This is a genomic window from Salinivibrio sp. MA427 (genome assembly GCF_001996115.1).
Lineage (GTDB): Bacteria > Pseudomonadota > Gammaproteobacteria > Enterobacterales > Vibrionaceae > Salinivibrio > Salinivibrio costicola.
Genome location: NZ_MUFH01000045.1, coordinates 1 through 13,253, shown reverse-complemented (window position 1 = coordinate 13,253; position 13,253 = coordinate 1). Strand labels below are relative to the sequence as shown.

Below are 13,253 nucleotides of genomic sequence, written 5' to 3'. Positions count from 1 at the left end.
ATCAGGGCCAGTGATAAGACTGCGCCGCGACAGCCTATCATAAGGAGCTAGCATGTCAGACCATCCGCCCGGACAATTTGGTCGCGACGATATCGTGATTGAAGATATCTCACCACTTTATCAAGGCTTCTTTTCTATTCAACGCTATCAGTTTCGTCATCGTCTATTTGAGGGCGGCTGGAGCGGTGCGGTGGTACGAGAGCTGTTTGAGCGTGGACACGCCGTCGCGGTATTGCCGTATGATCCAGGGCGAGATGAGGTGGTCATGCTTGAGCAAATCCGCGTCGGGGCGATGGCAGCGGGTGCGACGCCGTGGCAGTTAGAAATTGTCGCGGGCATGATCGATAGCGATGAATCACCAGAGCAAGTGGCACACCGTGAAGCGCGAGAAGAAGCTGGATTGTTGTTGCAGCAAATGGAACATGTCACCCGTTATTTATCCAGCTCCGGTGGGTGCTCTGAGCAACTCGATGTATTTGTTGCCATTGTGGATGCGAGTGATGCCGAGGGGATTCATGGTCTAGACACTGAGAATGAAGACATTCTTGTTCATCGTTTTTCTCGAGAGCAGGCGTATCAAAAAGTGGTCGATGGTGAAATTGAGAATGCAGCCTCGATCATTGCTTTACAATGGTTGGAACTCAATGCGGTGAGATTGCGTCAGAGTTATAATCGTTAAAACCGATAACCGATCGTGTACGCATTACGCAGGCTCGAATAACAAGTAGGTACCCGTGAAAACTAATTATCGTGTCGACTTATCGGCGATGATGCGCCTTTATGAAACCAATTACGCCAAGCTTGTTCGTCTGATGCCACAGCCGGATGAGGTAGGTCGCGTCTGCCGATACGATATTCATGGTCAGGAATATGCGCTGGTGGTCCGCGAGTCGACGCGTTATACCACCTTGCTTGATATCGCGCAGCTTAGTCCAGGAGACGCACCTTCGTATTTACATGCTAACCTGACTGTACGCTTGTATCATGATGCACGCGTGGCGGAAGTGTGTACCACGCAGCAGATTTCGCGCTTGAAACCACGTTATGATTACCCAAATCCGCGCATGCATCAGCGTGATGAAAAGCATCAAGTAAATGCATTTTTATCGGATTGGCTCGGCCATTGTTTGCGTCGTGGCATTAGCGCGTCTAATCCTATGTATAAATCATCGTTAAACTAAACCAGCAAAGGTACTTTCAACGTTGCAGCCTTGTCAGATAGATAACGCCCACGGCGATTGCATTCGTCTCTTGCAAATTACCGACACGCACCTGTTCGCCGATGAGCAGGGCAGTTTGCTGGGTATCAACACACTTCAAAGCTATCACGCCGTGTTAGAGGCAATCAGTGCGACATCGAAGCCTTTCGATGCCATTATTGCCACGGGCGATTTATCGCAAGATCACTCTGCATTGTCATATCGCCGTTTTGTCGACGGGATTCAGCGCTGGAAACAGCCTTGCTTTTGGCTGCCAGGCAATCATGACTTTCAGCCTGAAATGCGCGCGGTGCTGCACTCGAACACCTTGATGGCCCGTTCGCAGGTCTTATTAGGAGAGCACTGGCAAATGATCTTGCTCGACAGCCAGGTCGCGGGTGTGCCGCACGGTGAATTATCTCACGATCAACTCAAACGCTTAGATGCGGATTTAAGTGCTTATCCAGAGCGACACGCGCTCGTGCTATTGCATCACCATCCTTTGGAGGCAGGAAGCACTTGGCTTGATCAGCATAAACTGGTCAATCGAGAGGCGTTTTGGCAGATTATGGCTCGCCATCCTCAAGCGAAAGTGGTGGTGTGTGGCCATATTCATCAGGCGTTAGATATTCGTCATCAAGGCGCGCGTGTGATGGCAGCGCCTTCAACCTGTATCCAGTTTATGCCCGATTCGCATGATTTTGCCCTCGATAACCAAAACCCGGGTTGGCGCTGGCTGACGCTTTATCCTGACGGACACATTGACACGCAAGTTGAACGTGTCACCGGACGTTACTTCCGTCCTGACTTTGACTCGAGCGGGTATTAATCAACATGGCATCTGCGTTACTTTACTTACATGGCTTTAATAGCTCGCCACACTCATTAAAAGCCACGCAAATGCGTGAGTTTTGCCATCGTTACCGGCCTGATATTGATGTATTGGTCCCGCAACTCCCTAGCCATCCCGCGCCGACTATCGATTTACTTTCTGAACGGGTAGAGGCCTACAGGGAAACGCATCAACTAGGATTGGTCGGAAGCTCATTAGGGGGATTCCTCGCCACTTGGTTGAGTGAACGTTATCAATTGCCTGCTGTACTGGTGAACCCTGCGGTTCGCCCTTATGAGTTATTGCAAGACTATATTGGCGAGCAGGTTAACCCTTATACCCAAGAACATTACCACTTGGATGCCGCTGATATTCTCGCCCTGCGTGAGCTTGATGTGCCCACGCTGTCTGAGCCTTCGCGCTTTTGGTTATTACAACAAATGGGTGATGAAGTATTAGATTACCGTCAGGCGGTGGAGAAATTTAACGCGAGCAAACAGACCGTTGAGCCTCATGGCGATCATAGTTTTATTGGCTTTGAACGCTATTGCGAGGAGATACTGCAATTTCTCGGCGTATAATCTGCTTACCACGCCAATGCTTGTCCACTTATGCTTTGACCAATGCCTTGTCCACCCATGTTTATCTGCCAAAGTGCTCTGCTAAGCGGATGACTAAGCCAATTATGACTCGGATGGCAGTTCACAGAAACTCGTGGCAATCTGGGGTCGCGCTTGACAAGCGGATCCCCCTTGCTGACCATGTCATCACATTTATTAAGCTAATCGATTATGACAGAACAAAACTATAACGCAGGATCGATAGAAGTCCTCAATGGGCTCGAGCCAGTGCGCCGACGTCCGGGTATGTACACCGATACCAGCCGTCCCAACCATTTGGGGCAAGAAGTGATCGATAATAGTGTCGATGAAGCGCTAGCCGGTCACGCCAGTAAAATTGATGTCATTCTTCATGCAGATCAGTCATTAGAGGTGATTGATGATGGTCGAGGGATGCCGGTTGATATCCACCCAGAAGAGGGCGTCTCTGGGGTCGAACTGATTTTATGTAAACTCCATGCTGGCGGTAAGTTTTCCAATAAAAGCTACCAGTTTAGTGGCGGCCTGCATGGGGTGGGTATTTCGGTTGTTAACGCTTTGTCTCATCGGGTCGAGATCAGCGTTAAACGCGACGGTCAGGTGTATGACATCGCGTTCGAAAATGGCGATAAAGTACAAGACTTGACTGTCACCGGAACATGTGGACGCCGTAATCGAGGTACCCGCGTTCATTTTTGGCCCGATAGCCAATTTTTTGATTCGGACAAGTTCTCGCTTACGCGCTTGAAAACCATTTTAAAAGCCAAGGCTGTATTGTGTCCGGGCTTGACGGTGAATCTGACGGATAAAAACACCAATGAAACCATTACTTGGTGCTATGAAGACGGGCTCAAAGACTACTTAGCACACAGTGTGAAAGGTTATGAGGTACTGCCCGAGACACCTTTTATCGGTGAATTTAGTGGCCAAAGTGAAGCCGCTGATTGGGCGGTGATTTGGCTCCCAGATGGGGGAGAGTTAACCACCGAAAGTTATGTGAATTTAATTCCAACCCCACAGGGCGGTACCCACGTTAATGGCTTACGCCAAGGTATGTTGGAAGCAATGCGGGAGTTTTGTGAATTTCGCAACCTATTGCCTCGCGGGGTCAAGTTGACCGCGGACGATATTTGGGAGCGTTGTGCCTACGTGCTCTCGGTTAAAATTCAAGACCCGCAATTTGCTGGACAAACCAAAGAGCGCTTGTCATCGCGCCAATGTGCGGCGTTTGTCTCTGGCGTGGTAAAAGATGCGTTCAGCCTTTGGCTTAATGAGCGTCCTCATTTGGCTGAGCGCTTGGCAGAAGTCTGTATCGCCAGCGCCCATCGACGGATGCGTGCCGCCAAGAAAGTGGTGCGTAAAAAAGTGGCGTCTGGCCCTGCATTACCTGGCAAGTTAACGGATTGTGCCATGCAAGACTCCAGTCGTACTGAGCTCTTTTTGGTCGAAGGGGATTCTGCAGGTGGGTCGGCCAAACAAGCGCGCGATCGAGAATTCCAGGCGGTGATGCCGCTTCGAGGGAAGATCCTGAATACCTGGGAAGTTTCAGCAGACCAAGTACTCGCCTCGCAAGAAGTACACGATATTTCGGTCGCGCTGGGGATCGATCCGGACTCGAGCGATTTATCTCACCTGCGTTACGATAAAATTTGTATCTTGGCCGATGCGGACTCAGATGGCCTGCATATTGCGACCCTTCTATGCGCATTATTTATGCAACATTTTCACGCGTTGGTCAGAGGTGGCCACGTTTATGTCGCGATGCCGCCTTTGTACCGGATTGATTGTGGAAAAGAGGTCTTTTATGCCTTGGACGAGGATGAAAAGGCCGGGATCTTGGAGCGTTTAAGTAATAAGCGTGGCAAGATAAATGTTCAACGTTTCAAAGGGTTAGGGGAAATGAACCCCTTACAACTGCGTGAGACCACCATGGACCCCAATACTCGGCGCTTGGTACAGCTCACTATCGATGACGAAGAGCAAACGCAACAGCTGATGGATATGTTGCTGGGGAAAAAGCGAGCGGAAGATYGCCGCCATTGGCTGCAGCAAAAAGGCGATATGGCCGAACTTATCGATATTTAAATAACTATAACGGGATCTTATTCGCATGACAGAGGTGACTTATGATGGCGTAGAGCAGCTTGCCCTTCGCCAGTTCACTGAGGACGCTTACCTCAATTACTCGATGTACGTCATCATGGATCGCGCACTGCCGTTTATCGGCGATGGCTTAAAGCCAGTGCAGCGCCGGATTATTTACGCGATGTCCGAGTTGGGGCTTTCCGCCTCCGCAAAGTATAAAAAATCGGCCCGTACCGTTGGCGATGTGTTGGGTAAATACCACCCCCACGGGGATGCGGCTTGCTATGAAGCCATGGTGTTGATGGCGCAGCCGTTTTCTTATCGCTACCCACTGGTTGATGGGCAAGGGAACTGGGGCGCACCGGACGATCCTAAATCCTTTGCTGCGATGCGGTATACCGAATCACGTCTTTCACGCTTTTCAGAAGTGTTGCTGCAAGAGCTTGGCCAGGGCACGGTTGAATGGGGCCCCAATTTTGATGGCACCATGAAAGAGCCGAAGACCTTACCGGCACGTTTACCGCATATTTTATTAAATGGTATTACTGGGATTGCAGTGGGTATGGCCACCGACATTCCCCCGCACAATGCCCGGGAACTCGCCAATGCGCTGGCGGCGATGATTGATAAGCCCAGTATGGATTTAGACGGCGTGCTTGAGTATGTTCAAGGCCCTGACTATCCGACCGAAGCTGAAGTGATCACGCCAAAATCAGATTTGAAAAAGCTCTATACCAGCGGACGCGGATCCATCAAGATGCGTGCTTTGTGGCATAAAGAAAGCAACGAAATTGTGATCACAGCGTTGCCGCATCAAGTCTCTGGTGCCAAATTATTAGAGCAAATCGCCAATCAGATGCGGGCGAAAAAGCTGCCGATGGTGGATGATTTACGCGATGAATCGGATCATGAAAATCCAACGCGTATTGTCATCGTTCCGCGCTCGAATCGTGTTGACTGTGATCAGCTGATGGATCACTTATTCGCGTCAACCGATTTAGAGAAAAGCTATCGCGTTAACCTCAATATGATTGGCCTGGACGGTCGGCCGCAGGTCAAAGGCTTACACGGCATTTTGTCTGAATGGTTAACCTTCCGACGCCAAACCGTAAGACGTCGCCTTGAGCATCGCTTGGAAAAAGTGCTCGCTCGCCTGCATATTTTGGAGGGCTTACTCGCCGCTTACCTCAATATTGACGAGGTGATTGAGATCATCCGCAGTGAAGATGAGCCAAAGGCGGAGTTGATTCAGCGCTTCGGTTTGAGTGAGAAACAGGCCGAAGCCATTCTTGAGATCAAGTTGCGCCAGTTGGCCAAGTTAGAAGAGATTAAAATTCGCGGTGAGCAAGATGAGCTCAGCAAAGAGCGCGACAAACTCGAAACATTGCTGGGGTCAGATCGTCGGTTAAACACCTTGATCAAAAAAGAAATCCTAGCGGATGCAGAAAAATATGGTGACGACCGCCGTTCTCCTTTGATCGAGCGTGCCGAGGCCAAAGCGTTAACGGAACGTGATTTAGTCCCCAGTGAGCCCATCACTGTGGTGTTATCTGACAAAGGTTGGATTCGTCATGCCAAAGGCCATGATGTTGATGCCAGCAGCCTAAATTACAAAGCCGGGGATCAATTCCTCGATGCCGCACCGGGTAAGAGTAATCAACCTGCGGTGTTCTTGGGATCAGATGGGCGCAGTTATGCGATCGAATCGCATACCTTGCCGTCAGCACGAAGCCAAGGCGAGCCGATTACGGGTCGAATTAATATCACGCCAGGATCATCGATTCGTCATGTACTCATGGCAGATGAAAACCAGTTTATGCTGATGGCTTCCGATGCGGGCTATGGCTTTGTGTGTAAACAAGCCGATATGCTGTCAAAAAACCGTAGCGGCAAAGCCTTGCTAACGGTGCCCGCGCATGCTGAGGTGATGCCGCCTCGTCAAATCAGCCAGCTAGAAACGGATTTGATTGTGGCTATTTCTAATGAAGGGCGAATGCTGGTCTTTCCTGTGCATGAACTTCCCCAGTTGAGCAAAGGCAAAGGCAATAAAATCATTAATATCCCTGGCGCACGCGCGAAATCGCGTGAAGAAGTGTTAAGTCAGCTCTATGTCGTGCCCGCCGATGTAGGGATTACTCTGCACGCAGGTAAACGGAAATTAACGTTAAAGCCAGACGATTTGGCTCATTATCGTGGTGAGCGTGGTCGTCGAGGGAGTATGCTGCCTCGAGGCCTTCAGCGCGTCGATGAGATAGATATTCTCACTGATGAATAACACAACGTCCGCCCTTGTGATCAAGGGCGGCGTGGGTGCATTTTTGTGCTGAATCCGTATACTGACTCGCCTTCTACGCTGGCTCTTTGGAGAGAGAAATGATTTTTGTCGTGCGACTGCTGGCATTATTAATTGCCGCTGTGTTGCTGTTTGTCTTTGGTGGGCTTTACTGCTTATTAAGCCCCCGTAACCCCCGTAATTGCTATCATATCAGTAAATGGTTTGGGCGCCTCTCTCGTTTATTTGGGATTCGCTTGGAACTGCGTTTTGCCGAAGGCGCACCGCGCGAGCCCGGTGCCAGTGTTTGTATTGCCAACCACCAAAGTAACTGGGATATGGTGACCTTATCCAATGCATTAATGCCTGGCGCGGTCACCGTTGGTAAAAAAAGCCTCTTGTGGGTACCGATTTTTGGCCAGCTTTATTGGCTAACCGGCAACGTATTGATTGATCGAGCGAACCGCAGTAAAGCGATGGGGACCATTGCGCAGGTGACGGAAAAGATCCGTGCCAAGCAACTGAGCGTATGGTTATTCCCAGAGGGGACACGTTCTCGCGGGCGTGGGTTATTGCCTTTTAAAACCGGCGCGTTTCACGCCGCAATCGGTGCCAACGTGCCTTTGATCCCGATCGTATGCAGCTCAACGCATCATTTAAAAGCCAATCGTTGGAACAATGGTCATGTGATTGTTGAAGTGATGGCACCGATTTCATCTGAGAGCTACGATAAAGACAATGTTCGTGCGCTTGCTAAACACTGCCACCAAGTGATGAAAAGCAAGTTAGAACAGCTTGATGCAGAAGTTGCGGAACGTAATCAACGCGACCGCTAATTGAGGATTCACTTATGACTTCAACCCAGCGCCACCATGTTGTGTTGGTCTCACCTAATGGTGAACCACAAGGGATCGCTGAAAAGTTGGAGGCGCATCAGCAAGGATGGCTGCATATGGCCTTCTCCGTTATGTTATTTCGATGCAACGCCAATGGGGAGCGTGAGTATCTACTCCAACGTCGGGCGGCAGATAAATATCACAGTGGCGGGTTGTGGACTAACACCTGTTGTTCACACCCCAAACAGGATGAACCGATTGCCGCAGCGGCAAAGCGGCGTCTATACGAAGAGTTAGGTATTGCGCGTCCGCTCAACTTTATGATGGGACCTTGGTTTGAATATCGCGCAGAGTTGGGCAACGGGTTGATTGAACACGAGTTGGATCAAGTCATTGCCTGTGAGGTGAATCGCGTCGATATGATCTTAAACCCAGATGAGGTAGAAGATTGTCGCTGGTGGTCGGAAAGTGAGGTGAGGCAGGCAGTCGCAGAGAGCCCTGAGCGATTTACCGCATGGTTTGAGCAGGTACTGACCCGGATTCATGCGATGGTTGAGTTGCCAACCGCCTCGCAGATATAAACCGAGATTGGCTGGGTGACAATTAAGCGGCGTCGTCGACGCCGCTTTTTTTCTTTAAGCGCTACGTACTGCGATGGCTTCAATTTCAATATCAACATCTTTGGGCAGGCGTGCCACTTCAACACACGAACGTGCTGGATAGTTTTCTACCCCGTGCTCGTCAAAGAATGCACCATACACTTTGTTGATATCGGCAAAGTCTTCCATGTTTTTCACAAACACAGTGAGCTTAGCAATATCGTTCACTTTCAGTCCTGCCGCTTCGACAACCGCTTTAACATTATCCAGAGACTGGCGTGCTTGCGCTGTAATTTCTGGTGAAATCTGTCCAGTTACCGGGTTAACCGGGATTTGGCCAGAAGTAAGGATCATATTGCCAAGATCAACCCCTTGTGAATAAGGACCGATCGCTTCTGGCGCCTGTTCAGTTTGCAGTACTTGGATCATTGTCTATTCCTTTGTTAAAACGCAACACCTATAGTCTGCAACGGTTATCCAGCCAGGTAAAGCCGTTTACACGGGGGCAAGGCGATCACGGACCACTTGCTCGCAGGCACTGAGATCGCTTAAGCGGCGAGGGGCGACCAAAATGGTGTCGTTGCCGCCTACCGTGCCTAAAATTAAGGGGTGCCGGTGAAGATCGATTAAGCGTGCAATCAGTTGGGCACCGCCTGGATGTGTTTTTACCACCACCATGGCGTGGCTACAGGTGATCGCGTCAATTTGTGATCCAACCGAAGAGATCGCATACACAGGCTCCATCTCGCCACTCAGCGTATAGACTTTTTGTCCATGCGCATTGGGTACTTTGGCGACCCCCAGCTTTGATAATAACCGAGAGACAGTCGATTGGCTGACATCAAGATAGCCAAGATCCACCAGTTGCTGACGCACAGCATCTTGGGTGGTAAAGCTTTGGGTTTGGAGTAAATGCCGGCACGTTGAAAGGATATCGTCCTCTGGTGTGGCGGCTGTTACCGATAGAATTGCATCATCAACCACGGGCAACCCCTTATAATTAACGGCACTTTACTTTAATATCAGTAGATAAAACTGATGATTAGCGATTCAATCGCATATGCTATCAGTTGCGGTAAAGGGAAACCTTGATGCGTGTCACTGCGTGGTATCAAGAGGAGAAGCAGGGCGCCGTGTGACGCCCTGTTAGGGGATTAATCGCCGAGGGTGGCGACCATCACCGCTTTGATGGTGTGTAAGCGATTTTCTGCTTCGTCAAAAACGATAGAGCAGTCTGACTCAAACACATCTTCGGTGACTTCTAGTCCTTTTAGGCCGTATTTTTGTTCTATTTCGGCGCCGACGGTGGTTTCGTTATTATGGAACGCGGGCAAGCAATGCATGAATTTTACATGTGGATTACCGGTTGCTTTCACTACATCCATATTGACTTGATAGGGTTTCATCATCGCGACGCGCTCGTCCCAAGCCTCTTTAGACTCGCCCATGGAAACCCAGACGTCGGTATACAAGAAATCACAATCTTTAACGCCTTCTTGTACGTCTTCGGTGAGCGTAATGCGCGCGCCGGTTTGCTCTGCAATTTCACGGCATTGTGTCACCAATGCGTCTTCCGGCCAGAATGCTTTTGGTGCAACCAAGCGAATATCCATCCCCATTTTCGCTGCACCGACCATCAGGGAGTTTCCCATGTTGTTGCGAGCATCGCCTAGATAAGCAAAGCGCATTTCATGAAGCTGCTTACCACGGCCATGTTCGAGCATGGTCATTAAATCGGCTAAGATTTGTGTAGGGTGAAACTCGGTGGTCAGGCCATTCCATACAGGTACCCCGGCAAACTCACCGAGCTCTTCGACAATGTCTTGTCCAAAGCCACGGTATTCAATACCGTCATACATGCGGCCGAGTACGCGAGCGGTGTCTTTCATCGACTCTTTATGACCAATTTGAGAGCCGGTTGGGCCGATGTWGCTGACTTGGCCGCCTTGGTCGAACGCAGCGGTTTCAAAGGCACAGCGGGTGCGTGTTGAGGCTTTTTCGAAGATCAGAGCAATGTTCTTACCTTTTAGACGCGGCGTTTCATAACCGTTGTATTTGGCTTTTTTGAGTTCAATAGCCATGTCGATAAAGTGTTGGATCTCACGAGGCGTGAAGTCCAGTAGTTTCAGAAAGTTACGGTTGCGTAGGTTAAAAGCCATAATGGTAAATCCTCTTCGTTATTGGTCTCAGGCTTGTGCAGGAGCAGGTTGGCCGTGAGAAATATTGTTTTTATTCACTGAATGTGGACGAATACGCGTGCCCGCCTGACCGGCTAGAATCGCTAAACCATCTTCTAAAGCGCCGATGCCAACCAGTTTTCCACCTTGGCGCACAAATTCGCACGAGGCATCAATTTTAGGCCCCATTGAGCCTGCATCGAAGGTGTATTGGCTTAGATCCTCGGGCGTTGTCTCGGCGATGGCCCGTTGATTGGGTTGACCATAGTCGAGATAGACCGCCTCGGCATCGGTCAAAATCAGCAGAGCGTCGGCATTGATTTGGCGGGCTAAGAATGCGGCTGACATGTCTTTATCAATTACCGCTTCAATGCCTTTGAGTTGATCACCTTCTTTAATGACTGGGATACCGCCACCACCGGTACAAATCACTAAATGCCCCTGTTTGATCAAGCTGGCAATGGCATCATCCTCAATAATGCCAGTGGGTTGCGGGCTAGGTACCACCCGACGGAAATATTGGCCATCCGGTTTGATATCCCAGCCATATTTGTCAGCAAGCTGATTCGCTTCTTGTTGGTCATACACGGGCCCAATCGGTTTGGTCGGATTGGCAAATGCCGGATCCTTGGGATCAACCGTCATTTGCGTGAGCATACAAGACACATGTTGATCCGGTGCTAAGTTATGTAGCTCTTGCATCAGCATGTAGCCAATCATGCCTTGGGTTTCAGAGCCGAGCACATCCAACGGATAAGGGGTCACAGATTTATACTCTAACCCTTGCAGTGCCAATAAGCCGACTTGTGGGCCATTGCCATGAACCAGAACGACGTTATATTGCTCACCAATCGCCGCGATGGTTTTTGCCGCTTTGGCGATATTGGCACGTTGAATGTCGGCTTCTAAAGGTTCGCCTCGACGCAGGAGGGCGTTGCCACCTAATGCAACCACGACAGTGGGTTTATTCATAATCATACTCTCTACAGTCGTTGGGGCTGAGCGCAAGCAGGCTCAGCCCAATGCGTTTTAAATACCATCACGATGGATAGGGCAGCTCATGCAGCGCGCGCCACCCCGGCCGCGGCCCAATTCGTCACCGGGAATCGACAAGACAGTGATACCCGCTTTATCGTATTTTTCGTTGGTATAGGTATTCCGTTCATAGCCCACCACGACACCAGGACGAACGGTGAGTACGTTGTTGGCATCATTCCATTGCTCACGCTCGGCTTCAAAGCTGTCACCGCCTGTGGTAATCAGATTCAGTGGGCCGACATCAAGTCCTTTTTCAATCGCGGTCAGGAAGTAATCCTCTTCGCGAACATTGAGTTTGCCAGTGCGATCACCGGTGAGGCTCCAGCATTTGATGTCTTTGCGAATCACTTCTGGGTATACCGAGAAGGTATCTTCGCGCATATGGGTCATCACGGTATCAAGGTGCATGCATGAGCGGTGTTTAGGGAGCTCCATCGCAATCACTTGCTTGGCTTGTCCGTGTTTGAACAAACTGGATGCGAGGTTTTCTACCCCTTGCGGCGTGGTGCGTTCAGACATCCCAATGAGGACCACGCCTTTACCCAAGACAGTGACATCGCCGCCTTCGATAGTGGCATTGTCATAATCAATGTTCTCGCCACCAAAGTAGGTAATAAAGTCGCCATTGGCGAAACGTGGGTGCCATCTATAAATGGCGCGTAGATGGTTGGTTTCACGTTTACGCGCCGGTTTAGCCATTGGGTTAATCGATACGCCGCCGTATAACCAGCACGAGGTATCTCGCGTAAATAAGTGATTAGGCAGTGGATCGATAATAAAGTCTGAAGGGGCATGCATCGCTTGCAACATCGAGGTTGTCGCCAGCGGAAGCTCAGAGTAGGCGAGCCCGCCTAAGAACATCGACGCTAACTCATGATGAGGAAGATCATTTAAGTAGCAGCGGATATCGTTCGCAAACGACGGACCAAAGGTATAGTCAGATATTTTTAGGTTCATCAGCCAAGCTTTGGCTTCAGGGACATCCAGCGTTTCAGCCAGCAGGTTTTGCAACAATAAGACTTCCACACCCTGGTCTCGAAGCGTTTGTGCGAACTTGTCATGCTCTTCACCTGCGCGTTCAACGGAAAGTACATCATCGAAAAGCAGGTCGTGACAGTTAGAGGGAGTGAGGTGTGTCAAAGCACGCTCAGGACGGTGTAACATCACTGTACGTAATTGACCAATTTCTGAGCCGACATAGAAGTTGTTCATCTTTCTTTCTCCGTATATCTCTGCTTGGCTTTTCATCGGAAGGGATAAATAAAAAGTGCAGATTTATTATTGGGTACAAATTCATTCTAACGCGGCGTGATAATGGAACTGGAAGTTGGATCACATTGACTCAATACATCCTAGAGAGCGGTTTTTACCCTGTGTTAATGGTATTTATGGCAGATGATTTACGTGGTCTTTAATAATTAATCACTTTTAATGATTGCTTAGCGTTTTTATTTTTTTATCTTCAGAGTTTGCGCGGACTTTGTGTTTGTTTTATGCCTATTTTATTTTGCGTGTATTAAAGCTTATGCGTCATTAATGAATGACTATCTTTTGATTTTTTTTAATTTAACAAGTACAGGCGATTTTTTGGTTTGAATTGTGACGGTGATCATTAT

The 13,253-nt window shown here is 49.5% G+C and carries 13 protein-coding genes; 8 read left to right on the top strand and 5 right to left on the bottom strand.

Translation table 11 applies throughout. The features are described 5' to 3' along the window. Positions 1–52: 52 nt before the first annotated feature. From nudF to idi, 8 genes are all read left to right on the top strand, one after another. Complete coding sequence (nudF, locus tag BZG79_RS05510; protein WP_077773903.1) at positions 53–679, top strand: ADP-ribose diphosphatase; 627 nt, start codon at positions 53–55, stop codon at positions 677–679. Between the two features lie 55 nt (positions 680–734). Further along, positions 735–1,181: a DUF1249 family protein gene (locus tag BZG79_RS05505; protein ID WP_021023397.1), complete on the top strand. Its 447-nt coding sequence runs from the start codon at positions 735–737 to the stop codon at positions 1,179–1,181. Between the two features lie 61 nt (positions 1,182–1,242). Then, positions 1,243–2,028 (top strand): 3',5'-cyclic-AMP phosphodiesterase, encoded by a 786-nt coding sequence (gene cpdA / locus BZG79_RS05500; RefSeq protein ID WP_241824030.1) that lies wholly within the window; start codon positions 1,243–1,245, stop codon positions 2,026–2,028. Positions 2,029–2,033: 5 nt separating this feature from the next. Next, positions 2,034–2,612 carry an esterase YqiA gene (yqiA, locus tag BZG79_RS05495; protein ID WP_077576462.1) on the top strand — a complete coding sequence of 193 codons (579 nt, stop codon included), beginning with the start codon at positions 2,034–2,036 and terminating at the stop codon, positions 2,610–2,612. A gap of 210 nt (positions 2,613–2,822) precedes the next feature. Then, positions 2,823–4,715 (top strand): DNA topoisomerase IV subunit B, encoded by a 1,893-nt coding sequence (gene parE, locus BZG79_RS05490; protein ID WP_077773902.1) that lies wholly within the window; start codon positions 2,823–2,825, stop codon positions 4,713–4,715. Positions 4,716–4,740: 25 nt separating this feature from the next. Next, complete coding sequence (gene parC / locus BZG79_RS05485; protein WP_077773901.1) at positions 4,741–6,990, top strand: DNA topoisomerase IV subunit A; 2,250 nt, start codon at positions 4,741–4,743, stop codon at positions 6,988–6,990. 98 nt (positions 6,991–7,088) lie between these two features. After that, positions 7,089–7,823: a 1-acylglycerol-3-phosphate O-acyltransferase gene (locus BZG79_RS05480; protein ID WP_077773900.1), complete on the top strand. Its 735-nt coding sequence runs from the start codon at positions 7,089–7,091 to the stop codon at positions 7,821–7,823. Between the two features lie 14 nt (positions 7,824–7,837). Continuing rightward, positions 7,838–8,404 (top strand): isopentenyl-diphosphate Delta-isomerase, encoded by a 567-nt coding sequence (gene idi, locus BZG79_RS05475; protein ID WP_077773899.1) that lies wholly within the window; start codon positions 7,838–7,840, stop codon positions 8,402–8,404. A 54-nt stretch (positions 8,405–8,458) separates the two neighbouring features. On the opposite strand, the gene BZG79_RS05470 is transcribed toward idi, so the two are convergent. The 5 genes from BZG79_RS05470 to arcA all read right to left on the bottom strand — a co-directional run bounded on the left by BZG79_RS05470 (position 8,459) and on the right by arcA (position 12,849). Further along, positions 8,459–8,851 carry a RidA family protein gene (locus tag BZG79_RS05470; RefSeq protein ID WP_077459924.1) on the bottom strand — a complete coding sequence of 131 codons (393 nt, stop codon included), beginning with the start codon at positions 8,849–8,851 and terminating at the stop codon, positions 8,459–8,461. A 66-nt stretch (positions 8,852–8,917) separates the two neighbouring features. Further along, on the bottom strand, positions 8,918–9,406 hold the full coding sequence (locus BZG79_RS05465; protein WP_021023405.1) for an arginine repressor: 489 nt from the start codon (positions 9,404–9,406) through the stop codon (positions 8,918–8,920). Positions 9,407–9,576: 170 nt separating this feature from the next. Beyond that, entirely contained in the window at positions 9,577–10,581 is a 1,005-nt protein-coding gene (argF, locus tag BZG79_RS05460; protein WP_077773898.1) for an ornithine carbamoyltransferase, read from the bottom strand. 27 nt (positions 10,582–10,608) lie between these two features. Then, a complete protein-coding gene (gene arcC, locus BZG79_RS05455; RefSeq protein WP_021023407.1) occupies positions 10,609–11,571 on the bottom strand; it encodes a carbamate kinase in 963 nt (320 codons plus the stop codon). Between the two features lie 57 nt (positions 11,572–11,628). Further along, entirely contained in the window at positions 11,629–12,849 is a 1,221-nt protein-coding gene (gene arcA, locus BZG79_RS05450) for an arginine deiminase (RefSeq protein WP_025674807.1), read from the bottom strand. Positions 12,850–13,253: the final 404 nt, after the last annotated feature.

What these genes read in the sequence shown, in the direction of transcription:
- nudF (WP_077773903.1), top strand. Translation starts at nt 53, where the DNA reads ATGTCAGACCATCCGCCCGGACAATTTGGTCGCGACGATATCGTGATT.
- yqiA (WP_077576462.1), top strand. Translation starts at nt 2,034, where the DNA reads ATGGCATCTGCGTTACTTTACTTACATGGCTTTAATAGCTCGCCACAC.
- parC (WP_077773901.1), top strand. Translation starts at nt 4,741, where the DNA reads ATGACAGAGGTGACTTATGATGGCGTAGAGCAGCTTGCCCTTCGCCAG.
- BZG79_RS05480 (WP_077773900.1), top strand. Translation starts at nt 7,089, where the DNA reads ATGATTTTTGTCGTGCGACTGCTGGCATTATTAATTGCCGCTGTGTTG.
- idi (WP_077773899.1), top strand. Translation starts at nt 7,838, where the DNA reads ATGACTTCAACCCAGCGCCACCATGTTGTGTTGGTCTCACCTAATGGT.
- BZG79_RS05470 (WP_077459924.1), bottom strand. Translation starts at nt 8,851, where the DNA reads ATGATCCAAGTACTGCAAACTGAACAGGCGCCAGAAGCGATCGGTCCT.
- arcC (WP_021023407.1), bottom strand. Translation starts at nt 11,571, where the DNA reads ATGAATAAACCCACTGTCGTGGTTGCATTAGGTGGCAACGCCCTCCTG.
- arcA (WP_025674807.1), bottom strand. Translation starts at nt 12,849, where the DNA reads ATGAACAACTTCTATGTCGGCTCAGAAATTGGTCAATTACGTACAGTG.